The following is a 19,986-nucleotide window of genomic DNA, read 5'->3' as shown; positions in this document are numbered from 1 at the left end:
CTGCTTGTTGTTAATATAAGCAGTTAATCAAAGGTGAGTTTAAAGCCTGCTGCTTCAAGGCGTTTGGCTTCAATTTCTAAATCCATTTGTGACAAGGGGTGAGTCTTGAGCCAATCATCTTCAAAGCGTAGATGCAGGTTAGTGTCATTTTCGATAACAAGCAAAACCACAGGTGATTCTGCATCACGTCCTCGATGAATACGTACAGCCAGACGAACAAGAACGGTTAGAAATATTAATTTAGTATTGTGCGGTTCTATCAAATTATCAAACGCTTCTTGAATAAATTTGCCTCGATGGTTAAGCATCATCACGGCTAACATTTGTTTCTCTTGGTTGGTGAACCCCGCCATGTCTGCTTGTTCAATTAGATAGGCTGAGTGGTGACGATAGCGCTTGTAACTGATGGCAATGCCGCATTCATGTAATTCAGAGGCCCAGCTGAGTAGTTTTGGATAGTCATATTCTGTATCACGTAACTGCCAGGTATTGTGGGCTTGGTTGAAAAGGGAGCGGGCAGTTTTAGCTACCATTGAGGCTTGCTGCTGATCAACGCGCATCCATTGTTGCATCGCACGAACACTTAGTTCACGGGAGTCTTCGGCAAACAAACGTCCCAAGGTGTCAAATACCAAGCCTTCTCTCAATGCATTGCTGCTGACTTGCATTTGTTGGATTTCTAGCTCCTCAAACGTCGCAATCAGTATCGCTAAGCCGCCAGCTAGAATGGGACGACGGTCGTCTTTTAAACCTAAAACCTGACAAGCTTGTGCGCTGCCCGCTTTAATGAGCTCGCCGCGAAGTTGTTGTAGACCTTCATGGGTTATAGCCCCCTCTGACCAGTTATTTTCCTGTAATAATTGACCAACTGATTTTATCGTACCTGACGCACCATAAGCCGTATCCCAGCCCAGCTGAGTCAAGGTTTTACGATGGGGGCGTAATATTTGTCGGCAACTTGCTACAGCACGATTCATTCGTTCAGCGGTGATGGTATCGTTTTCAAAAAAACATTGGGTCATACTGACACAGCCCATTTCAGTGCTGGTGAGATGATCATTGCTAAAGCCGCGACCGATAATGTATTCAGTGCTTCCGCCGCCTATATCCATTACCAAGCGTTGTTCTTCACTCTTAGCTAAGCCATGGGCTACACCGAGATAGATCAAGCGTGCTTCTTCTTGCCCTGAGATAATTTCAATATGATGGCCAAGCGCTCTGCGGGCGGCAATTAAAAATTGGCGGCTGTTTTGTGCATTGCGTAGGGTGTTGGTGCCAACGACACGAACATTAGCAGGCGGGATGTTTTTGATAAGCTGACCAAAGCGGGTTAAGCACTCTAGCGCAGTTTGAAAGGCTTGCTCAGATAGACGGCCCTGTTCATCAAGGCCAGAGCGTAATCGCACCATTTCTTTGTGTTTATCGATTACTTGAAGTTGTCCGTGTACTTCGCGTGCAACAATCATGTGGAAGCTATTAGAGCCTAAATCAATCGCGGCATACAGATCATTTTCTTGCAAGTCAGTCATAAGAATTCAATACATTATTTACAAATTTCGGCTAGTCTAATCGTTTTCAGTCGATAAACCAAGCCGAAATTTTTGATGGGTTAACTCTCGGTTGGGGGGTTATATTTTTCAATAAGCGCAAGTTGCGCATTAAAAATTGGTTCGTCTTCTTGCGGTTCGTGCAGTTTGTAATAGCCGTCAGACTGAAGTTCCCAGGCAGAGGTGGTGTCATCTAAATAGATTGCAAGCCCTTCAGTAAAAACTTGCTGAAAGCATTCGGGATCTAAAATCGGGAAACCCGTTTCAACTCGCGCTAATAAGTTGCGACGCATCCAATCGGCACTCGAACAATAAAGTTCAGGCGCTTGACCATGGTTTTCAAAGTAATAGACACGATGGTGCTCTAAAAAACGACCAATAATCGAGCGTACATGAATGTTTTCTGAGAGGCCTTCTACCCCCGGGACAAGGCTGCAAATACCACGGACGATTAGGTCAATCTTTACACCGGCTTGTGAGGCTTGATAAAGTGCATCGATAATCCCTTTTTCTTGCAGTCCGTTCATTTTAGCTACAATTCTCGCCGGTAAACCTTGGCGTGCGTTGTCAGCTTCGCGTGCAATTTTAGCTATCATGCCTGAGTGCAGGGTAAAAGGGGATTGCAAAACAACTTCAAGATCGTTGGTATTGCCCAGGCTAGTGAGCTGTTGGAAGATTTTGGTAACATCACGTCCAATCGCAGGGCGACAGGTAAAGAGGCCAAAGTCAGTATAAAAACGAGTGGTTATGTGGTGGTAATTACCTGTCCCAAGATGGACATAGTGGCGAAGTTTATTGTCTTCACGTTTGACCACTAAAATCATTTTTGCATGGGTTTTGTAACCGACTACGCCATAGACCACATGCACGCCCGCATCCTGTAAGCGTGTTGCTTGTTGGATATTGTTGTCTTCATCAAAGCGCGCTCGAAGTTCAACCACCGCAGTGACTTCTTTGCCATTATTGGCCGCACGTACTAAAGCATCAATAATCGCAGATTTTTCACCCGTACGGTAAAGGGTCATGCGAATCGCTAACACATCTGGGTCTTTGGATGCTTGATTCAAAAAGTCAATCACCGGCGCAAACGAGTCGTAAGGATGGTGCAATAGAATATCTTTGCGGCTGATTTGCTCAAACATATTGGTTTGTTGTTTTTTGCGGGTAAACAAACGGAACGGGTTTTTCCCAGACCTTACGGGCACCAGCGCACGTGGAAGGTAGGGAGGGAACAACAAATCTGGGCGATTGACCATGCTAGGAACGGCATCTAAGCGGTGAAGGTTCACCGGGCCATTAACCTGATAAAGCGCTGTTTCATCGAGTTTAAAGCGATCAAGCAAGTAGTCCATCATTGCAGGAGGGCAATTGTCAGCGACTTCGAGTCGAATCGCATTACCATAATGGCGACCATAAAGTTCGCCTTGCAATGCGCTCATAATGTCATCGATTTCTTCTTCGTCGATAAATAAGTTGGTATTACGTGTCACGCGGAATTGGTAGCAGCCCGTCACCGTCATGCCCGGGAAAAGGTTCGCGACATTTGAATGTAAAATCGACGACAAAAATACGAAATCATCGACTCCGTCGGTTGCTTCCACGGGAAGTTTAACGATGCGTGGCAGAGAGCGCGGAACTTGCACAATAGCCAAACCATTTGAGCGACCAAAAGCATCCTTGCCTTCAAGTGAAACAATAAAGTTTAAACTTTTGTTTAAAATTTTAGGAAAGGGGTGCGAAGGATCCAACCCCATCGGGCTGAGAACCGGTTTAAGCGAATCCAAAAAGAAATTGCGAATCCATTCTTTTTGTTTGTCGTTCCAATGGTTACGACGAATAAAACGAATGTTTTCTTTCTCGAGTGCCGGGATCAAAATGTGATTGAGCGTATGGTATTGATCCTTAACCACTTCATGCGCAACCTCGGTTAACATGGCAACCGCATCGTCAGGCCGCATATTATCAGGTTGAGTACGTGCCGCGGAATCTTTAGTAAGTTCAATCACGCTAGCAAGACGAACTTCAAAAAACTCATCCATATTGCTAGAGGAGATGCATAAAAACTTTAGACGTTCCAATAAAGGAACATCGGGGTTTTTGGCTTGGGCCAACACACGGCGGTTGAACTCCAACAGGCTTCGTTCACGGTTAAAGTAAACAGGTTCAATGGGGTTAAGCATTGGCTCAGTGGATTCGCTCATGGTAGGGCCTCGTTTATTAGATTATTTTTTCTATTCTAGCCCAAAGCCAAGGGATTATCATGACGGTTTGATGAAATCAGTTGGGTTTTTTAATGATTTTGAGTTTTAGTTTGAGTAAAAAGTCATTCGTCGTTTGGATAAGACGAATTAAACCTTGTCGATAAAGTCGTTTTAGATTTTATAGGGTTTAAATAGCTTGAATAAATCAACACGTGCACTGAGTTGTGCCGCAAGCAGATAAAAACCAGCCAGTTTGCGATGAAAAAACAAGGCATCAGCGGGTGGGCTGTGCCAGTAGTTTTGTTCAAAACTAAGCGCCATGCCCTTTTCTTTGATGCGTTTAATTAGATCACTGTTTGCAAAGTCAAAGGGGCCTGTGTGGGTTATGGGTTCGCAGGCTTGGTGGAAAAGTTGCATGACGCTTGCTTTTTGTTCAGGGAGGATTGCCTGCTGAAAAAAGCCGATATCTGCTGCAGCTTGTTCCATTCCAGCGGTATTTTGTTCTATTGCAGCTGAGATGAGTTGGCGATAACCAAGTGCGATATTTGGGTCGTATTGACGTGTTGCACCAAAATCTAAAAGTACAATCCGCTGGCTATCGGCTTGATATAAAAAATTTGCAAAGTTAGGGTCGGTTTGTACCCGTTGCCAGTCAAACAGCTCTAAAAATAGAAGTTCAAACAAATGGCTGATGGCTTGATTGCGCTCGGCTTGGGGTTGGTTTTTTAAGCTTTCAATCGGTTCGCCTTGCATAAAGGACATGCTGAGAATTTGATTATTGCTGAGTTTGGGTACAAGCTTGGGTAGCGCAAAGTGATCAGTTAAGCGACATTGATTAATTTTTTCCCCGATGAATTGTAATGCATCTGCCTCATGATGGTAATCCGCTTCCAGCAATAATTGCCGTTTAGCTTCCTCAATAATCGGCTTTAAATTGACATCGCTAGGGATGAGTCGCGACCACTTTAAAAGAGTAGCGAGGTTGTCAACATCACTTGAAATACTTTGCGCAATACCTGGATATTGGATTTTTATCGCCAATAGATTGCCCGCTTGGTCAACCGCGCGATGAACCTGGCCGATCGAGGCCGCGGCAATGGGGTAAAAGCTAAACTGTTGAAACTGATCAGCCCAGTTAGCTCCCCAGTGTTGACTGAGTTGTTTTTGAAGTTGCGGCAGTGGCATAGAGGGCGCTTGGTTGCGTAAATTCGCTAGGATATGAGCCAGTTCAGGAGGCAGTAGGTCACCTGCATCCATTGAAAGTAATTGACCTACTTTCATCGCTGCACCACGTAACTTGGCGAGTTCTTGGCTAAATCGTTGCAGGTTTTGTGGGCTTAACAGTAGCGCTTGTTTAGTTGGATTTTCACCTTTAAGCCACTGCTTACCCCCTTGGTAAAGCATCGAGCCTGCAACACTGCTGGCAAGTTTACCTAAACGTGCCATTCGGTTAATGCGGTGGCTGGGGAGGTTTGCGCTATCCTTATTCATTATTGGTATTAATTGTTCCATTTCAGTTGTGGTATTGTATAGCTATTAACTAACTGTTGTCCAATTTGTTTTGCAGGGAGAGTTTTATGGCGGAAAAAATCTTCGCGCTGGTTGGCGCGAACGGCGCCATTGGTTCGGCGCTGGTTGAGCAAGCCATTGCCCAAGGGGGTTACACCGAATGCGTTCGGTTTAGTCATCGCCCTTTAGCGTTACCCAGTTTGCCGATCAAGTCGATTGACCTTATGTTGGATTACACCGTAAAAACAACGATTGAAAAACAGTGGGAAAGTGCCTACCAGGCCTGGTTGCAGCAATCAACGAATACCAGTCCGATGAAATCAGTGGCGCAGCTATGGATTGCAACGGGTTTTTTGCATAATAAACCATTTCAGCCAGAACGGCGGCATGAACAAATGAGTGCCGAAGCCTTGCATTTCTCCTACCAGATGAATGCGGTTGCTCCTATGTTGTTTTTATCTCAGTGGTTGCGACATTGGCCAAGGCGTTCGCCACTTAAAATCGGCGTTTTGTCTGCGCGAGTGGGCAGTATTAGCGATAATCGGTTGGGGGGGTGGCATGCTTATCGAGCCAGTAAAGCCGCATTGAATATGCTGATTAAGAACTTGGCGATTGAATTGCAACGCAGTCATCCGTTAGTTACACTGGTTGGGTTTCAGCCGGGTACGACACAAAGCGCATTATCATCGCCGTTTACATCACGTGTGCTTGCTGATCAACTGCAAACTCCCGAGTTCACTGCTACGTGTTTGCTTGAGGTTATGGCCGAGCGCTCTCCCGCTGACTCGGGGTTATTATTTGATTTTTTAGGCCAACCTTTTGAGCCTTAGGAGACGTTATGCATTATCGTTTATATCCGGTTGATCCGCTCGCCGCTGAAAGCGGTCAAGCCTGGGATTATGTGGGCGATCAGGTTATGGGCGGTTGTTCAAATGGACGGATTGTTCAGCAGCAAGAGAACGGGGCTTGGATGTGTTGTTTACAGGGTTATAAAGCGCTAGCTGTGGTCGAGGGGGTTATTGATTTCATCAGCCAAAACTTTGGTTTTGGTGAGTAGTTAACAGACGGTAAACCTGGTTTGTTTTATGTAAATAAACACAACCAGGCCTGGTTGCGAACTGGGGTCTTAATGGTATTCGCCAGGTAATCCATTTTTTATCATGGTGGCCTGGCCGACCTTTTTACCCGACATGCGTAATAACTCATCGCCTGAGAACTCATAGCCGAGTTTATAGGCGATACGCGCCACATCATCAGCGGTGGACGCTGCTACCACTTCACTTTTCAGTGCAGGGTCAGCCTGCATTTTCATTATGAAGGCTTCCATTTGATCTAAGGCCATTTTTTCTCCACACTTAGCATTAATTTTAGTAAGCCGTTAAAGGCTTAAGTTGAACCGTTTAATGAGTATGTCTTTATGATACCTAAAACCCAAGATTGTCGATTAACTATTTTAGCTTTATCATCACGCGAATTTATAAAATATCCGGGTTAATAACCATGCGGATTAAAGCGCTTGAATAATGGGTAGCACAAAGGCAAAAAACGCGCCGATGCACCAAACCACCACCGCACCCCAGTAAAAACGAAGATTCCATTTATTAGCCGATTGGCAGGCTTGGGCGAGGGTTGGGTCAGTCGGGCAACTGCGTCCAGGGCGATAAAGTAGCCAAGCTGCAAAGGCGAGAATGACAGCCGTTAGGCCAAAAGTGATGTGTTCGTTCATGCCAAACCATTGCAAAAACGGCAGATGGTCGCTGTATAAACTCACCACCGCTGAACCCATTCCTAAGCTGACCAACACCACTGGCAGCGCACAACATAACAGCGTAGGCACGGAGGCAAACAAAATCCAAATCCCCCATTTTTTCGGTTTTACGACTTGGGTGGTATTAGCATCCATTAGAGCAGCTCCCTTGTTGTTGAATCGGTGGGCAAGGCACATCGGCATACGAACAATACACGCAACAATCACCCGGCAAGGGCTTTAATAGTGCGCCACAAAAAATACATTCATAAAAATATTGGCAAGCATCGGTTGGCATCTGTTGGGTTTTGCTTTTGCCACACTCGGGGCAGCTAATCGTTGAGTGGAGTTCAATCATGCGCATCCTTCCTTAATAGTCATGCTTTTAAATGCAAAACCCCGTTGGCGAAAAATGCCGTTGAGTTGATCCTCGGTAAATGAAATAGAGCCATTGGTGCAAATGCGGACTTCGCCTTTGCGTACATCGGTTTTAATCGACTTTACGCCGTCCATATTTTTAAACTCGGCCTCTGCGCGCGGTACACAGCTTACACAGGTGACGCCGCCGATTTGAATTTCATAGGTTTGCTCGGCGGCTTGCAGCGAAAAGCTACCCAGGCTCAAAACAACACCTGCAATCCATACATTAAGTTTTGTTGTCATGCTCGTCTCCGTAAAAATGTTTGATTAAACTGCATTGTTCCACGCTTGCGCCCTGATGACATTGTGCATGCAGTTGCTCCAAGCCGCGCTTAATTTGGGCTAAATCTGCGATGCGTTGGTTGATCTTTTCAATTTTCAACGCCGCACGCTGTTGAATATCGCCACACTGCGCGCTCGGCTGTTGGTGCAACTCTAGCAACTCTTTGATTTCCTCTAAGCTAAAACCCAGCGTTTGCGCGCGACGAATAAACGCCAGTTGCTTGAGCGCGTTTTGGTTATACAGCCGGTACCCCGCGTTATTGCGCTGCGTAGGCAAAACTAATTCCAGCTGCTCGTAATAACGCAGGGTGTCGGTCTTAACGCCGGCCTGTTTTGCCAGCTTACCAATCGTTAACAAACTCATATCCACTACCCTCTATAAACCATCATAAACCTTGGAGTATAGTCCAAGGTCAAGCAGTATTTAAATGCAATGTTAAGCTGGAATATTCAACCAGGCCTGGTTGTAAGTTTAGTCATGAGTAAAAAGGATTTTTAGCTTTTACAAATATCCGTGATAAGATTCAAGTAGGTTTTTAAAAAGAGGCGAAACGATTATGAATAGTGCAACTCAATCCATGTCTAAAAGGTTTATCACGTTTTGGGTGGTTTTGTTTATGATGAGCTATTCGATTGTTCAGGCGGCATCAAACTTACACCCTGATGTGCAGCGAATAGTGGCACAAGACATTATGCCATCCGGTGTGGTGATTGAGGTTGAAAGTCTGTCTAAAGGGGCGATGACTGACAACGCGACGTTTATCCAAGCGCAAGTGGATGCATTAAAACAGCGTTTTGCTGATTTGGATGTGGTGATTGTGAGCCATGGTCGAGAATTAATTGAACTGGCGAAGCCAAAAGACAATCAGCCCGCCTCCAGTATCTTAAGCACCTTTGAAAATATGTCTAATCTACAAGGCGTAACCGTGCATGTGTGTGCCGTGGTTGCCGGTTGGGAAGGCAGGAGCGACCAGGATTTTGCGAGTTTTGTAGATGTTTCAGCCTCAGGTGAGGCGCAAATCAATGATTATCGTGCACTGGGTTATGAGGTGGTGATTATTGAGCGTTTATCGGATGAAGATCGCAAGTCATTGCAACCAGTGTCGCAGTAGGGTGAGCCGCTCAAGGTTTGACAGTTGAGGAAAGTAAAATCAAACGATCCGCCGCCCGTTTAGAACAGATACCGTGTTGACTTAAATGTTTATTAATGCGCATTACTTTATTTATTAAAAACCGTTTCTAAAACGGTTTTGGTAGAGGCGAGTGGCCTATTCCAATTCATGCAAGACTTTCCAAGTGGCCTCACATTCGGCTTTATCGGTGGATACATTCGCCGACTCGCCAGACAGGGATAACGACCAATCCATCGTGCGTGCTAAAAGGCCTGCTAGGGTCTGAATTTGTTTGTAATCAAAGGCCAATACACTCGCATTTAACCCGGTAAGTTTGCTTTGACGGCTTGTTTTTGAGAAGGAGCTGGTAGTGCCTTGAGTTCGTGATACATGGGTTCGTCAGGCATGTGTTCGGGCAGATGGATTTTTAAAATTCCATCTTCAGGGGTGATGGTGATACTGGGTTTGGGGGTTAAGTTGGAAACTATCTTATTAATTTCCCTCTGCGCGCGCTCAATTGTTTCACGCTGGGTTTCAGGTTTTACTTCTGGCGCTTTGGCCTTTTTACCAAACAGAAAACTAAACATCTGAGAAACTCCTTTAAATTCTTGTAGTATAAGGTGTTTTTTTATTAGAGTCCAGTCAAGTGGTTTTGTTTAATCCACACTAACTGATGTCTGCATGCACGCAAAGATGCGTCTTAAAGCCTCGTCATATTCAACCACCAAAGGAGCCGAAATCTGAAGCTTGAACGGGTTATGCGTTTAGGCCTAAACCCTTTAGTTCAGAGCACGATTGTTGCAAGGCACAACGTGAATGTTTTAAACAGGATATTAACCAAGCGAGATAGTTTTTGCGCCAAAGTTCGAGGGTTTGGCGTGATAGGGCCGATTTTTTGACCGAATGAGCTATAAAGGTCAGCTTTATCTGAGCTGAATGTCGCAGTTTTTTTGACTTGTGTTGATCGAATCTATGTGGTGCTGGCGCGCCAGACGATAGAGGTCCATGAATTCTTCCTCGGTCATTTCAAAATAGCCTTCAAGTTGTTTAGTTGCAAATACCAGATCCTCATGGTTAATCTCAGCCTGAATAGGCAGCGCTTGGGTTTCTTTGGTCGTGTTTTTGGGCATTAGCAAATAAGGATAACGTCGCCATTTAAAAAACCAATTGAATAAAATAGCTGTTAAGGTGAGGGCAATCAAGCTTGGAAGTAAGCTAAGCCATAAAATACTCCAGCTATAGGCTTGAACTTCTGGCGGGCCAAGGGCGATAAAGAGTGCGGTCGCGCCACCTGGTGCATGACGCGCGTTGCTAAGTTGCATAAAAAATAGCGTCGCAGTAACCGCAATCGCAACCGCGAGGCTTGGATCCTTGATCAGCGCCCAGCTGGTCAATCCACAAAGTGCGGCAATTGTTTGCCCTATAAACACCGCCCAGGGTTGTGCCATGGGCGCATGAGGTGTTGAGAAGATAATAATCGCGCTTGCGCCGATAGAGGCAATAATAAACCACGGATAATTATCGTGATGTGTTAGTCGGGTCGCCAAAATCACCATAACCAGCGCAATAAACACACCGGTAGTAGATACCAAAACTTCTTTAACTGTATTGCGCTCAAATGAGGTGTAGTTTTTAAAAAATGAAACCACTATTTATCTCCATTTAATTAGACTGAGGGTTTGAGATATTTCGGGGGTGACAAGGTCGCTTAAATAAAACTGCGCGAGATGGGCAAGATAGTGTTCTAGTGCTTGGTTTAAATAGGTTTTTAGCACACAGTCGGTGTTGATCAAACATGAGGGTTGGTGACAATTCACTGGGTTAAGTGTGGTTTCCATTAATTCCACTATCTCTCTTAGGTTGATCTGCGTGGCGGGTTTAGCGAGTCTTAAACCGCCGCCCTGCCCACGTAGCGATGCGATAAATCCATGGTTAGCTAATTTTTGTACCACTTTCATGACATGGCTGCGCGAAATCGCAAAGTCATCCGCTATCTTTTGTATCTGCGATAAATCTTCATCAGGCTTTGACGCCAAATAAATTAAGACACGAAACGCAAAATCAGTGTGTTTAGTTAGTTGCATGGTTTTCTCGTTTAGGGCGTAATTTAATTATTATAGTTAAGATATGAATTACAAAGATATAAATAACATGCATCTTTTTAAAGGTTCATTTAAAATGAATCTTTTGGGCTGGTGTGGATGTCTAGTCGTAAGTGCTTGGTCAGTAGGTAATAGTATGAAAAACGATTTTTTCTTTGAACGCGCCTTTCGGAGTTTTTTTGTTGGAGGTGTGGGTTTTGCGGTGGTGGCGATGGCGGTTTGGTGGTGGCAGTTTCCTCAAACGACCATGGGCTTGAGTGGCGTGTCTGGGGTAACTTGGCATGCACATGAAATGGTTTTCGGTTATGCGTTGGCTATTGTGGCTGGGTTCTTACTGACGGCGGTCATGAATTGGTCAGGGATGAACACGGCTTCGGGTTGGAGGCTTGGGCTGGTAGTTGGCTTTTGGCTGGCCGCACGCTTGGGTTATCTATTGGATCTGCCGATTAGTTGGGTGGCGTTGTTTGATTTGGCATTTAATCTTGGGTTGGTGTGGCATTTTGCTTGGCCAGTTTGGAAAAAACGCCTGCGTGCGCAAGCAGGCCTGGTGGTTTTGTTTATGGCTGTGTTTATGGCCAATGCTAGTTTTTACCTAAATGTTCACCAGGCCTGGCCATGGGTGAATGAAAGCTTAATACTGGGCTTATTTTTGGTGTTGACCATCAACTTAACGATGATTCGACGTTTAGTGCCGTTTTTTACCGAAAAGGCCTTGGGATTGGCGCCCTTTAAAAACTCAAATAGCTTGGATAAGGCGGTAATTATCGGGTTTTTAGGCTTGATGTTGGTGGTGGTTTTTTCGCCGATAACTTGGCTGATCAGCCTGCTAGCTTGGCCATTGGCGCTATTGTTTGTTATTCGCCAGGCCTGGTGGTATCACCCCAAAATCTGGTCACAATTATTGCTCTGGCCTTTGCACATCTCGCATGGTTTTATTTTACTTGGCTTAGTGTTGTATGGTTTTGTTGGTCTGGGTTGGCTACCATCCACTTTGGCTGTGCATGCTTTAGCGGCCGGTGGAATAGGCTTGTTGTGTTCAGCGATGATGGCGCGAATTAGCCTGGGCCATACTCAGCGCAATGTATTTGAGCCGCCTAAGGGGTTGATTTGGGTGTTTGTGTTGTTGATTCTTGCGGCGCTCTTTAGAGTCGTTTTGCCGATAGTTTGGCCGCAAACAAGCCTGCTGTGGATTGCACTTAGCCAGTGGAGCTGGATACTGGGTTTTAGCCTGTTGCTTGTTTTGTATTGGCGCATTTTAACCACACCCGTATCCAGTGCAAACGCATCTTAATTAAATAATAAATCAACAAGTTGCAACCAGCTCTCGCGCCGACGTTGCCCAGGTCATTCTGGCCTTCTCTCGTCATTCCGGCGAAGGCCGGAATCTCTTGCAGATTGTGCGGCTCTTGAGGTCATAGGTGTCTAAACGTAAAATAGCGCCTTATCCATTTATTGAAGGTTTAGGAGCTGGCCATGAATATTATCGACGTCGCGCAAACACGTTATTCCACTAAAAAATTTGATCCAGCGCGTTCCTTGTCTGCCGATCAGTTGGCCGATATCAAAGCCTTGTTGCGTTTGAGCCCATCAAGCGTCAATTCACAGCCTTGGCATTTTGTCATCTCTACGAATCAAGCAGGCAAAGCGCGAATAGCGAAAGCCGCTGGCGGTCAGTATGTCGCCAATGAATCCAAAATTAATGACGCATCCTGTGTCGTGGTGTTTTGTGTGAAAATCGATTTAACCGATGATTATTTGGAGGCGTTGCTTAATCAAGAGCAGCAAGACGGGCGTATTGATTCAGAAGAGATGAAAGGCAAGGTGCGCAAAGTACGCGGTTTTTATGCTGATTTGCATCGGGTTCAATGGCTGGATACCCAGTGTTGGATGGAGAAACAGGTCTATCTGAATATGGGTGCTTTTTTGCTTGGCGTGGGTGCGCTGGGCTTGGATGCGGTGCCGATTGAGGGCGTGGATACGACGATTTTAGATCAGGAGTTCGATTTGATCGCTAAGGGTTATAAAGCGCTAGCTGTGGTCGCAGTGGGTTATCAAGCCGACCATGATTTTAATGCGAATCTTCCTAAATCGCGTTGGCCAGAATCGAGCCTATTTAGCGAGGTTTAGGCTAAAATAATAAGACATAGTTTGTTCAACCTATCTATTTAAAAGGTTTTTTATGTCTTATCTTAAGCAACAACCCAGTCAAGACGGTTATTTTGGTGACTTTGGCGGCGCATTTTTGCCGCCAGAGCTGGTTCCTCATTTCGCTGAAATAAACCGCGCTTATATGACACTTGGCCGTTCGGCAGACTTTATCAATGAGCTTAAATACATTCGTAAACATTATCAGGGGCGACCCACACCCGTCTATTACGCGCATAATTTAAGCAAACATGTTGGCGCTCATCTTTATCTCAAACGCGAAGACCTCAATCATTCCGGCGCGCACAAACTTAATCATTGTATGGCGGAAGCCTTGCTGGCCAAGCATATGGGAAAAACCAAGTTGATTGCAGAAACGGGGGCGGGGCAGCACGGTGTTGCTTTAGCAACGGCTGCGGCTTACTTTGGTATGGAATGTGAAATTCATATGGGTGAAATTGATATAGCCAAAGAAGCGCCGAATGTCACACGGATGAAGTTGTTGGGTGCGCAGGTGGTGCCTGTTGGCTTTGGTGGGCGCAGCTTAAAGGAAGCGGTTGACTCGGCGTTTCAATCCTATTTAGGGCAAACTGAACATGCCATTTTTGCAATTGGTTCGGTGGTTGGCCCCCATCCTTTTCCGTTGATGGTGCGTAACTTTCAAGCCGTTGTGGGCATTGAAGCGCGTGAACAGTATTTAGAGATGGTCGGTGAGTTGCCTGATGAGGTCGGTGCTTGTGTCGGGGGCGGTTCTAATGCAATGGGGATGTTCGCCGGCTTTATTGATGATGCGGAGGTAGGGTTAAATGGCGTCGAACCCTTAGGCAAGGGCACTAAGCTGGGTGAGCATTCGGCCACCATGACCTATGGCAAACCAGGTATGATTCACGGGTTTAAGTGTATGCTCTTGTCCGATGAAGAGGGCAATCCTGCGCCAGTGCATTCGATTGCTTCAGGGTTGGATTATCCGGGTATTGGGCCTGAGCATAGCTTTTTAAATACCACCGGGCGCGTAAACTATCAGGGCGCAACCGATGCGGAAACCCTTGATGCTTTCTATAAGTTATCACGGATGGAAGGCATTATCTGTGCATTGGAAAGTGCGCATGCGGTGGCTTGGGCTATTAAGCATGGGCAGCAAAATCCGGGTAAAACGATCTTGATTAATCTTTCAGGTCGTGGGGATAAGGATATTGATTACATCACCCAAAACTTTGGTTTTGGCGAGTAGTTAACGGACGGTAAACCTGGTTTGTTTTATGTAAATAAACACAACCAGGCCTGGCTGCGAACTAGGGTCTTAATGGTATTCGCCAGGTAATCCGTTTTTTATCATGGTGGCCTGGCCGACCTTTTTACCCGACATACGTAATAACTCATCGCCAGAGAACTCATAGCCCAGTTTATACGCGATACGCGCCACATCATCAGCGGTGGACGCTGCTACCACTTCACTTTTCAGTGCAGGGTGTCAGCCTGCATTTTCATTATGAAGGCTTCCATTTGATTTAAGGCCATTTTTTTCTCCACACTTCGCATTGATTTTAGTAAGCCAATAAAGGCTTAAGTTGAACCGTTTAATGGGTATGGCTTTATGATACCTAAAACTCAAGTTTGTCGATTAACTAATTTTGCTCTAATTTGATCTAGTTGAAGGGACGGGGGTTAACTAACGGAGACTGCATTACAGCAAGTTTCTTGTTGTTGAATCGGTGGGCAGGGCACATCGGCATACGAACAATACACGCAACAATCGCCCGGCAAGGGCTTTAATAGTGCGCCACAAAAGGTGCATTCATAAAAATATTGGCAAGCATCGGTGGGCATCTGTTCGGTTTTGCTGTTGCCACACTCGGGGCAAGTGAGGGTTGAATTGATTTCTATCATGCGTGTCATCCTGTATTGGTTGCGTTGTCGATTTTAATCTAAACAGGTTTTTGATCTTCTACCTAAATCTGCCTGCTCGTCGGCGGAAAGTTCACGGTATTGATTGGCCTCTAAATAACCTAACTTTAAATGCATAATGCGGATGCGCTGGAGTTTTTGTACGCGATAACCCAGTGTTTGGCACATGCGCCGAATTTGAAGGTTGAGCCCTTGGGTGAGTACGATATTAAAAACGCGATCACTAAGTTGGGTAACCAAGCAAGGCAGGGTGGTGGTGTTTAAAATCGCTACCCCTGACGCCATCGTGCTTAAAAATTCCGGCGTTATAGAGTGATCTACGGTTACCACATACTCTTTTTCATGCTGATGTTCAGCGCGCAAAATGGGATTAAAAATGGCACCATCATTGGTGAGCAACAACAACCCCTCTGAATCCTTATCCAAGCGTCCAACGGCAAACACGCGCTGTGGATAATCGAGTGCATCCACTAGGTTGGCTTTTACGGTTCGGTCGTGGGTACATACCACGCCAACAGGCTTGTGATAAAGCAAGTAAATCGGTTTGGGCTTGGCATTAATGGGTTGACCCTTCACCCAGACTTCGTCTTGCGAATCCACCCTCTGCCCAACTTCAGCCGCTAATCCATTCACCGTAACCTGCCCGGCCAAAATCAAACGATCCGCCGCCCGTTTAGAGCAGACGCCGTGTTGACTTAAATATTTATTAATGCGCATTAAGCTTCATTCATTAACATGCGTTTCTAAAACGGTTTTTGTAGAGGCGAGTAGCTTACTCCACTTCCTGCAAGACTTTCCAAGTGACTTCACACTCGCCTTTATCGGTGGATACATACGCCGACTCGCCAGAGATGGATAACGACCAATCCATCGTGCGTGATACCAGGCCTGCTAGGGTTTGAATTTGTTTGTAATCAAAGGCCAATACACTCGCATTTAACCCGGCAAGTTTGCTTTGGCTTTGTGCCCACCAAACGTCCGACTTGCTGTTAAAGCTATACACCTTCACCGAACGGGCAAGGCGCGTCGCTTTTTTAATGCGATCCACCGAGGGCTCGCCAATATCGATCCATAACATCAATTGATCATCCAATGTGCGCGCCCAAATATCGGGTTCTTCGGTCGCGCTTAAGCCTTTGGTAAAGGATAAAAATTCTTGCGCATTTAAGCAATAAGCTAACACCCGAGCGATCATCCGTTCTTGGTTTTCAGAGGGATGCATCGCGACAGTTAGGTTGAGCGAGTCATACACATTCCGGTTCATGTCGGAGAGCGCAAGGTTAAACTTATAAATGGTGGGTTTAATGGCCACAAGGGTACGCCTTTTAGAGAGGGAGCCGTCGTTAGTGCTCTGGAATGCTGGGTCTAGGATGCCAAGTTGGAGTTGTTTTCGCTAGGTGTGTTTTCTTTAACGGCTTGTTTTTGAGACGGGGCCGGTAGCCCCTTGGGTTCGTCAGGCATGTGTTCGGGCAGATGGATTTTTAAGGTTCCATCTTCAGGGGTGATGGTGGTACTGGGTTTGGGGGTTAAATTGGAAAGTATCTTATTGATTTCCTCTTGCGCGCGCTCAATCGTCTCACGCTGGGTTTCAGGTTTTACTTCTGGCGCTTTGGGCTTTTTACCAAACAGAAAACTAAACATCGAGCAGCTCCTCCAAATTCCTAAAGTATAAGGTGTTTTTTTAATAGAGTCCAGTCGAGTCGTTTTGTTAGCAATAGCCAGGATGCGCACTATTCTTACCAGGCCTGGTGCTAGGTTTAAGTGTTGGACGGATTGTAGAAAGCTTAATCCACATCAATGAGCTTTGCACCCTCGATTTACTGGGTTTTTTAGATGGTGATCAAGTAGTGATTTTAAATCATGGCTTTCAGAAGAAAACGCAGAAAACCCCAAAAAAAGAACTTCTGATTGCAGAGGTACGGAAAGAAGATTATTTAAATAGGAAGCAGAGATCATGAGTGATTTAAAGCAATACGTTAGTCATCGTCAGGCACAAGACCCGGAGTTTAATGATGGCTATGACGAGGGCTATCAGACGTTTAAAATCGGCGCGATGTTACGCCAAGCACGCGAGGCCTCCGGCTTAACCCAGGATGACATTGCACAGCGCTTGAATACCCAAAAATCAGCGATTTCTCGCATTGAAAACCATGCAGAAGATATCAAACTTTCCACGCTGGAAAAGTTTGCAGCGGTACTAGGTCGAAAGCTTGAGGTTTCTATTACCTAGTTGTAAAAAAGAGGGGGCGCTTTGCAATCTGATTTTATGGCGTCCTCTTTTTCCCTAACTTTGAATTGCGAATTAGGTGAAAACGAGTAAACTAGTCATTAACCTAGTCAGAGTTGGAGGCAGTTATGCATACTTGGCCAGTTCAAGACGCGAAGGCGCGTTTTAGTGAATTTTTAGAAACCTGTTTACACGACGGCCCGCAGATTGTTTCTAAGCGAGGCCGTGAAACGGCGGTGCTTGTGCCGATTGAATTGTGGCATCAATTGCAATCTTCCGCTAAGCCCAGTTTAAAAAATTTACTTTTGAGCGATGATGCGCGCGGCGATTTGATTGTGCCTGAGCGCGGGCAAGCTCGCCGTCGTGAAGTCATGCCGTTTGAAGTTTAATTGGCAATTTATGTATCTTCTTGACACCAATATAATTTCCGAATTGCGCCGTATCAAACCCCATGGTGCCGTGGTTGAATGGATTAAGCAAATGGACGATAACCAATTGTTTATTTCAGCCGTTAGTTTGGGTGAGATTCAAGCGGGGATCGAGTTAACTCGGACTCAAGACCCTAAAAAAGCAAAAGAAATTGAGGGCTGGTTGAACTTGGTCGCAGAAAGCTACAACATTCTACCGCTAGAGGGCAAAGTGTTTAGGCTTTGGGCTAAATTGATGCATGGCACGTCCAATACGCTATACGAAGATGCCATGATCGCCGCCACAGCAAAAACCCATCATTTAACAATAGTAACACGCAACATCGCCGACTTTAAAACGCTGGATGTAGATTGGTTCAACCCCTTTGATGGAATGCGCTCATCCTAAACTAGGGAAAGGACGTATGAATATCTGAATAAAAGGGTTCCATTTTCTTTTTAAAGGATGGTTAACTCGCTCCCACGTTGAACGTGGGAGCGCCCTGGACTTGGGTTCGAGCGCTGTTTCATAGGTTAAACCGGTCTGCGTTCCCACGCACAGCGTGGGAACGAGGTTAAGATTTTTTAAGCTTTACTCCGCCAATGCCACCGATTTAATCAGTGCATAGACCACCAGGCCTGGTTGTAGGTTTAGGCGTTTGGCGGATTGTTGGGTTATTTCGGCGAATAGGTGCTGTTGGTCATCGAGACGTAAGCGCACTAATAAACGCTGGTCGGGTTGTTCGATCAGTTCGTCGATTTTGAGGGGCATGTGGTTGATGATGCTGAGGTCTTTGGGGTCGGAGAGGGCAAGGCTGACATCGCGGGCGAGTACGCGAATTCGCACGGGTTCATGGTTAGTGCGTTTGAGCGGTTTGACCCAGAGTGTGTGATCGCCGAGCTGAATCTGTTGCAGGCCATCGCAAAGCTTACCCGGTTGGCCAATTAACACCGAGACCGCGCCTTGTTCGTCAAATAGCGGGGAGTCGGGGCGCGATAGTGTTTGTTGTAAGCTTTCGAGTTGTTCAACTCGGCCTTGATTTAACAGCAACACCTGGTCGGCGAGGCGTTCGACTTCTTCGGGTGAATGGGTGATGAGCAGAATCGGCAGTTTGGAGGTTTTGGAGACGTCTTTGATCAGTGGAATCAATTCGTTTTTGGTGCGCCAATCGAGTGCGGACATGGGTTCGTCGAGCATCAGGATTTGCGGGTTGGAGAGCAGGGCGCGCGCGATGCCGACGCGTTGTTTCTGGCCGCCGGATAGGGTGAGCACCGATTGGTTGAGCAAGCTGGCGAGATTGAGCAGTTCAATCCAGCACTCTTGCTGGGCGCGGTGTTGTGATCGCTCGAAGCCGGAGCGTTTGAGTGCGTAATCCAAGTTGCCTTGCACGCTGAGATGCGGCAAGAGTGCGGCATCTTGAAATACCATGCCGATGCGGCGTTGGTGAACGGGTAAAAACAGCCTGTCGGATTGCCAGGCCTGCTGGTTGAGCTTGACCCAGCCTTGTGCTTTTTCTAAACCGGATAGGGTTTTAATGAGGGTGGTTTTACCACAGCCGGAAGGGCCAAAAACCGCCGTAATGCCATCGCTGGGAAGTTGAACATCACCGGTTTGCAAATCAAATCCTGGATAGCGATGTCGGAGGTTAAATTCAAGCATCGCGGTCTCCTAGAGTTTGAGCGGTGCCATAAAACGGCGGTTAAGGGCATAAAACACGGCTAGAATCATAAAGGATAAAATCAATAGAATCGCCGATAAACGATGCGCCGCGGCATAGTCCATGCCTTGGGTGTAGTCGTAAATCGCGATCGAGACTACTTTGGTCTCACCGGGAATCGAGCCGCCCATCATCGCAATCACGCCAAATTCGCCCAATGTATGCGCAAACGAAATCACAATCGCGGTAAAAAATCCACCACGGGCGAGCGGCAAAATCACGGTAAAAAACCGGTCAATCGGCCCGGCACCCAGTGTGGCAGCGGCCAGAATCGGGTTGCGTGGCATCGAGGCAAAGCCTTCGCGCATCGGTTGAATCGCAAAGGGCAGTGAGAAAATAATTGAGCCGATCAGAATGCCAGTAAAGCTAAAGGCGAGGTGCTCCATTCCCATCGCTTCCATTGTGCCACCGACCCAGCCATAAGGGCCCAGAATAATCAGCAGATAAAAACCGAGTACGGTGGGCGGCAGCACCAAGGGCAATGCGACTAAAGCGGAGACTACGGTTTCCCAGCGCGATTGAGTAAAGGCTAGCCACCAAGCGAGTGGTGCGCCAAAAACAATAAGGATCAGCGTGGTGTAAAACGCCAGTTTAAAGGTTAGCCACAGGGCTTGCAGTTCGGCGGGAGTAATGGCAAAAAAATCCATAAATTCCATGGTGGAGT

The 19,986-nt window shown here is 46.3% G+C and carries 29 protein-coding genes; 10 read left to right on the top strand and 19 right to left on the bottom strand.

The genetic code is table 11. The features are described from left to right. Positions 1–23 precede the first annotated feature (23 nt). From ppx to P8S55_RS02610, 3 genes are all read right to left on the bottom strand, one after another. Positions 24–1,529, bottom strand: a complete 1,506-nt coding sequence (gene ppx / locus P8S55_RS02620) for an exopolyphosphatase (protein ID WP_289224740.1) — start codon at positions 1,527–1,529, stop codon at positions 24–26. 80 nt (positions 1,530–1,609) lie between these two features. Continuing rightward, positions 1,610–3,748 carry a polyphosphate kinase 1 gene (gene ppk1 / locus P8S55_RS02615; protein WP_289224739.1) on the bottom strand — a complete coding sequence of 713 codons (2,139 nt, stop codon included), beginning with the start codon at positions 3,746–3,748 and terminating at the stop codon, positions 1,610–1,612. Between the two features lie 171 nt (positions 3,749–3,919). Continuing rightward, positions 3,920–5,260: an ABC1 kinase family protein gene (locus tag P8S55_RS02610; RefSeq protein ID WP_289224738.1), complete on the bottom strand. Its 1,341-nt coding sequence runs from the start codon at positions 5,258–5,260 to the stop codon at positions 3,920–3,922. A gap of 65 nt (positions 5,261–5,325) precedes the next feature. Here P8S55_RS02610 and P8S55_RS02605 point away from each other — a divergent pair, with 65 nt between their 5' ends. Then, positions 5,326–6,087: an SDR family NAD(P)-dependent oxidoreductase gene (locus tag P8S55_RS02605; RefSeq protein WP_289224737.1), complete on the top strand. Its 762-nt coding sequence runs from the start codon at positions 5,326–5,328 to the stop codon at positions 6,085–6,087. 8 nt (positions 6,088–6,095) lie between these two features. Then, the gene (locus P8S55_RS02600) at positions 6,096–6,314 is read left to right on the top strand and encodes a hypothetical protein (RefSeq protein WP_289224736.1); all 219 of its coding nucleotides are present in this window, start codon (positions 6,096–6,098) and stop codon (positions 6,312–6,314) included. 69 nt (positions 6,315–6,383) lie between these two features. Here the strand turns inward: P8S55_RS02600 and P8S55_RS02595 are convergent, their stop codons facing one another. The 5 genes from P8S55_RS02595 to P8S55_RS02575 all read right to left on the bottom strand — a co-directional run bounded on the left by P8S55_RS02595 (position 6,384) and on the right by P8S55_RS02575 (position 8,070). Then, entirely contained in the window at positions 6,384–6,599 is a 216-nt protein-coding gene (locus P8S55_RS02595) for a Nif11-like leader peptide family natural product precursor (protein ID WP_044409102.1), read from the bottom strand. Between the two features lie 165 nt (positions 6,600–6,764). Beyond that, a complete protein-coding gene (locus P8S55_RS02590; RefSeq protein WP_289224735.1) occupies positions 6,765–7,160 on the bottom strand; it encodes a hypothetical protein in 396 nt (131 codons plus the stop codon). Beyond that, positions 7,150–7,362: a GDCCVxC domain-containing (seleno)protein gene (locus P8S55_RS02585; protein ID WP_289224734.1), complete on the bottom strand. Its 213-nt coding sequence runs from the start codon at positions 7,360–7,362 to the stop codon at positions 7,150–7,152. Before P8S55_RS02585 ends, P8S55_RS02590 begins: the two co-directional genes overlap by 11 nt. Next, positions 7,359–7,667, bottom strand: coding sequence for a heavy-metal-associated domain-containing protein (locus P8S55_RS02580; RefSeq protein ID WP_289224733.1), 309 nt, complete (start codon positions 7,665–7,667; stop codon positions 7,359–7,361). The genes P8S55_RS02585 and P8S55_RS02580 overlap by 4 nt, the downstream gene beginning before the upstream one ends. Beyond that, positions 7,651–8,070, bottom strand: coding sequence for a MerR family DNA-binding protein (locus tag P8S55_RS02575; RefSeq protein ID WP_289224732.1), 420 nt, complete (start codon positions 8,068–8,070; stop codon positions 7,651–7,653). Before P8S55_RS02575 ends, P8S55_RS02580 begins: the two co-directional genes overlap by 17 nt. A 193-nt stretch (positions 8,071–8,263) precedes the next feature. Here P8S55_RS02575 and P8S55_RS02570 point away from each other — a divergent pair, with 193 nt between their 5' ends. After that, complete coding sequence (locus P8S55_RS02570; RefSeq protein WP_289224731.1) at positions 8,264–8,818, top strand: DsrE family protein; 555 nt, start codon at positions 8,264–8,266, stop codon at positions 8,816–8,818. A 156-nt stretch (positions 8,819–8,974) separates the two neighbouring features. Here the strand turns inward: P8S55_RS02570 and P8S55_RS02565 are convergent, their stop codons facing one another. From P8S55_RS02565 to P8S55_RS02550, 4 genes are all read right to left on the bottom strand, one after another. Further along, positions 8,975–9,127 carry a hypothetical protein gene (locus tag P8S55_RS02565; RefSeq protein WP_289224730.1) on the bottom strand — a complete coding sequence of 51 codons (153 nt, stop codon included), beginning with the start codon at positions 9,125–9,127 and terminating at the stop codon, positions 8,975–8,977. 11 nt (positions 9,128–9,138) lie between these two features. Continuing rightward, entirely contained in the window at positions 9,139–9,405 is a 267-nt protein-coding gene (locus P8S55_RS02560; RefSeq protein WP_289224729.1) for a hypothetical protein, read from the bottom strand. 336 nt (positions 9,406–9,741) lie between these two features. Then, positions 9,742–10,467: an HPP family protein gene (locus tag P8S55_RS02555; RefSeq protein WP_289224728.1), complete on the bottom strand. Its 726-nt coding sequence runs from the start codon at positions 10,465–10,467 to the stop codon at positions 9,742–9,744. 3 nt (positions 10,468–10,470) lie between these two features. Continuing rightward, positions 10,471–10,902, bottom strand: coding sequence for an RrF2 family transcriptional regulator (locus tag P8S55_RS02550; protein ID WP_289224727.1), 432 nt, complete (start codon positions 10,900–10,902; stop codon positions 10,471–10,473). Between the two features lie 154 nt (positions 10,903–11,056). Between P8S55_RS02550 and P8S55_RS02545 the strand changes: the two genes are divergently transcribed. The 3 genes from P8S55_RS02545 to trpB all read left to right on the top strand — a co-directional run bounded on the left by P8S55_RS02545 (position 11,057) and on the right by trpB (position 14,296). Further along, a complete protein-coding gene (locus P8S55_RS02545) occupies positions 11,057–12,211 on the top strand; it encodes an NnrS family protein (RefSeq protein WP_289224726.1) in 1,155 nt (384 codons plus the stop codon). 182 nt (positions 12,212–12,393) lie between these two features. Continuing rightward, a complete protein-coding gene (nfsB, locus tag P8S55_RS02540; protein WP_289224725.1) occupies positions 12,394–13,047 on the top strand; it encodes an oxygen-insensitive NAD(P)H nitroreductase in 654 nt (217 codons plus the stop codon). Between the two features lie 52 nt (positions 13,048–13,099). Next, positions 13,100–14,296, top strand: a complete 1,197-nt coding sequence (trpB, locus tag P8S55_RS02535; RefSeq protein WP_289224724.1) for a tryptophan synthase subunit beta — start codon at positions 13,100–13,102, stop codon at positions 14,294–14,296. A gap of 69 nt (positions 14,297–14,365) precedes the next feature. Here trpB and P8S55_RS02530 read toward each other — a convergent pair whose 3' ends face one another. The 5 genes from P8S55_RS02530 to P8S55_RS02510 form a co-directional block, all read right to left on the bottom strand. Continuing rightward, a complete protein-coding gene (locus tag P8S55_RS02530; RefSeq protein ID WP_289225296.1) occupies positions 14,366–14,527 on the bottom strand; it encodes a Nif11-like leader peptide family natural product precursor in 162 nt (53 codons plus the stop codon). A gap of 203 nt (positions 14,528–14,730) precedes the next feature. Continuing rightward, positions 14,731–14,952 carry a GDCCVxC domain-containing (seleno)protein gene (locus P8S55_RS02525; RefSeq protein WP_289224723.1) on the bottom strand — a complete coding sequence of 74 codons (222 nt, stop codon included), beginning with the start codon at positions 14,950–14,952 and terminating at the stop codon, positions 14,731–14,733. A gap of 33 nt (positions 14,953–14,985) precedes the next feature. Next, complete coding sequence (locus P8S55_RS02520; RefSeq protein WP_289224722.1) at positions 14,986–15,687, bottom strand: pseudouridine synthase; 702 nt, start codon at positions 15,685–15,687, stop codon at positions 14,986–14,988. A gap of 55 nt (positions 15,688–15,742) precedes the next feature. After that, entirely contained in the window at positions 15,743–16,282 is a 540-nt protein-coding gene (locus P8S55_RS02515) for a YaeQ family protein (RefSeq protein ID WP_289224721.1), read from the bottom strand. A gap of 53 nt (positions 16,283–16,335) precedes the next feature. Continuing rightward, entirely contained in the window at positions 16,336–16,611 is a 276-nt protein-coding gene (locus tag P8S55_RS02510; RefSeq protein WP_289224720.1) for a hypothetical protein, read from the bottom strand. 107 nt (positions 16,612–16,718) lie between these two features. Between P8S55_RS02510 and P8S55_RS02505 the strand changes: the two genes are divergently transcribed. The 4 genes from P8S55_RS02505 to P8S55_RS02490 all read left to right on the top strand — a co-directional run bounded on the left by P8S55_RS02505 (position 16,719) and on the right by P8S55_RS02490 (position 18,013). After that, on the top strand, positions 16,719–16,928 hold the full coding sequence (locus tag P8S55_RS02505; protein ID WP_289224719.1) for a type II toxin-antitoxin system RelE/ParE family toxin: 210 nt from the start codon (positions 16,719–16,721) through the stop codon (positions 16,926–16,928). Beyond that, positions 16,925–17,200, top strand: a complete 276-nt coding sequence (locus P8S55_RS02500) for a helix-turn-helix domain-containing protein (RefSeq protein WP_289224718.1) — start codon at positions 16,925–16,927, stop codon at positions 17,198–17,200. Before P8S55_RS02505 ends, P8S55_RS02500 begins: the two co-directional genes overlap by 4 nt. 125 nt (positions 17,201–17,325) lie before the next feature. After that, positions 17,326–17,586 carry a type II toxin-antitoxin system Phd/YefM family antitoxin gene (locus tag P8S55_RS02495; RefSeq protein WP_289224717.1) on the top strand — a complete coding sequence of 87 codons (261 nt, stop codon included), beginning with the start codon at positions 17,326–17,328 and terminating at the stop codon, positions 17,584–17,586. Between the two features lie 10 nt (positions 17,587–17,596). Further along, positions 17,597–18,013, top strand: a complete 417-nt coding sequence (locus P8S55_RS02490) for a type II toxin-antitoxin system VapC family toxin (protein WP_289224716.1) — start codon at positions 17,597–17,599, stop codon at positions 18,011–18,013. A 183-nt stretch (positions 18,014–18,196) separates the two neighbouring features. Here the strand turns inward: P8S55_RS02490 and modC are convergent, their stop codons facing one another. Beyond that, on the bottom strand, positions 18,197–19,264 hold the full coding sequence (modC, locus tag P8S55_RS02485; protein WP_289224715.1) for a molybdenum ABC transporter ATP-binding protein: 1,068 nt from the start codon (positions 19,262–19,264) through the stop codon (positions 18,197–18,199). Positions 19,265–19,273: 9 nt separating this feature from the next. Further along, positions 19,274–19,978: a molybdate ABC transporter permease subunit gene (gene modB / locus P8S55_RS02480; protein WP_289224714.1), complete on the bottom strand. Its 705-nt coding sequence runs from the start codon at positions 19,976–19,978 to the stop codon at positions 19,274–19,276. Positions 19,979–19,986 lie beyond the last annotated feature (8 nt).

This window comes from Thiomicrospira sp. R3, from assembly GCF_029581415.1.
Lineage (GTDB): Bacteria > Pseudomonadota > Gammaproteobacteria > Thiomicrospirales > Thiomicrospiraceae > Thiomicrospira.
Note: the sequence above shows the minus strand (reverse complement) of the source record. Positions and strands in the feature narration are given on the sequence as shown.

What these genes read in the sequence shown, in the direction of transcription:
- P8S55_RS02595 (WP_044409102.1), bottom strand. Translation starts at nt 6,599, where the DNA reads ATGGCCTTAGATCAAATGGAAGCCTTCATAATGAAAATGCAGGCTGAC.
- P8S55_RS02495 (WP_289224717.1), top strand. Translation starts at nt 17,326, where the DNA reads ATGCATACTTGGCCAGTTCAAGACGCGAAGGCGCGTTTTAGTGAATTT.
- P8S55_RS02580 (WP_289224733.1), bottom strand. Translation starts at nt 7,667, where the DNA reads ATGACAACAAAACTTAATGTATGGATTGCAGGTGTTGTTTTGAGCCTG.
- P8S55_RS02600 (WP_289224736.1), top strand. Translation starts at nt 6,096, where the DNA reads ATGCATTATCGTTTATATCCGGTTGATCCGCTCGCCGCTGAAAGCGGT.
- P8S55_RS02590 (WP_289224735.1), bottom strand. Translation starts at nt 7,160, where the DNA reads ATGGATGCTAATACCACCCAAGTCGTAAAACCGAAAAAATGGGGGATT.
- P8S55_RS02585 (WP_289224734.1), bottom strand. Translation starts at nt 7,362, where the DNA reads ATGATTGAACTCCACTCAACGATTAGCTGCCCCGAGTGTGGCAAAAGC.
- P8S55_RS02500 (WP_289224718.1), top strand. Translation starts at nt 16,925, where the DNA reads ATGAGTGATTTAAAGCAATACGTTAGTCATCGTCAGGCACAAGACCCG.
- P8S55_RS02510 (WP_289224720.1), bottom strand. Translation starts at nt 16,611, where the DNA reads ATGTTTAGTTTTCTGTTTGGTAAAAAGCCCAAAGCGCCAGAAGTAAAA.
- P8S55_RS02525 (WP_289224723.1), bottom strand. Translation starts at nt 14,952, where the DNA reads ATGATAGAAATCAATTCAACCCTCACTTGCCCCGAGTGTGGCAACAGC.
- modB (WP_289224714.1), bottom strand. Translation starts at nt 19,978, where the DNA reads ATGGAATTTATGGATTTTTTTGCCATTACTCCCGCCGAACTGCAAGCC.
- ppk1 (WP_289224739.1), bottom strand. Translation starts at nt 3,748, where the DNA reads ATGAGCGAATCCACTGAGCCAATGCTTAACCCCATTGAACCTGTTTAC.
- modC (WP_289224715.1), bottom strand. Translation starts at nt 19,264, where the DNA reads ATGCTTGAATTTAACCTCCGACATCGCTATCCAGGATTTGATTTGCAA.
- P8S55_RS02575 (WP_289224732.1), bottom strand. Translation starts at nt 8,070, where the DNA reads ATGAGTTTGTTAACGATTGGTAAGCTGGCAAAACAGGCCGGCGTTAAG.
- P8S55_RS02550 (WP_289224727.1), bottom strand. Translation starts at nt 10,902, where the DNA reads ATGCAACTAACTAAACACACTGATTTTGCGTTTCGTGTCTTAATTTAT.
- P8S55_RS02520 (WP_289224722.1), bottom strand. Translation starts at nt 15,687, where the DNA reads ATGCGCATTAATAAATATTTAAGTCAACACGGCGTCTGCTCTAAACGG.
- P8S55_RS02490 (WP_289224716.1), top strand. Translation starts at nt 17,597, where the DNA reads ATGTATCTTCTTGACACCAATATAATTTCCGAATTGCGCCGTATCAAA.
- P8S55_RS02570 (WP_289224731.1), top strand. Translation starts at nt 8,264, where the DNA reads ATGAATAGTGCAACTCAATCCATGTCTAAAAGGTTTATCACGTTTTGG.
- P8S55_RS02560 (WP_289224729.1), bottom strand. Translation starts at nt 9,405, where the DNA reads ATGTTTAGTTTTCTGTTTGGTAAAAAGGCCAAAGCGCCAGAAGTAAAA.
- nfsB (WP_289224725.1), top strand. Translation starts at nt 12,394, where the DNA reads ATGAATATTATCGACGTCGCGCAAACACGTTATTCCACTAAAAAATTT.
- trpB (WP_289224724.1), top strand. Translation starts at nt 13,100, where the DNA reads ATGTCTTATCTTAAGCAACAACCCAGTCAAGACGGTTATTTTGGTGAC.
- P8S55_RS02545 (WP_289224726.1), top strand. Translation starts at nt 11,057, where the DNA reads ATGAAAAACGATTTTTTCTTTGAACGCGCCTTTCGGAGTTTTTTTGTT.
- P8S55_RS02605 (WP_289224737.1), top strand. Translation starts at nt 5,326, where the DNA reads ATGGCGGAAAAAATCTTCGCGCTGGTTGGCGCGAACGGCGCCATTGGT.
- P8S55_RS02610 (WP_289224738.1), bottom strand. Translation starts at nt 5,260, where the DNA reads ATGGAACAATTAATACCAATAATGAATAAGGATAGCGCAAACCTCCCC.
- ppx (WP_289224740.1), bottom strand. Translation starts at nt 1,529, where the DNA reads ATGACTGACTTGCAAGAAAATGATCTGTATGCCGCGATTGATTTAGGC.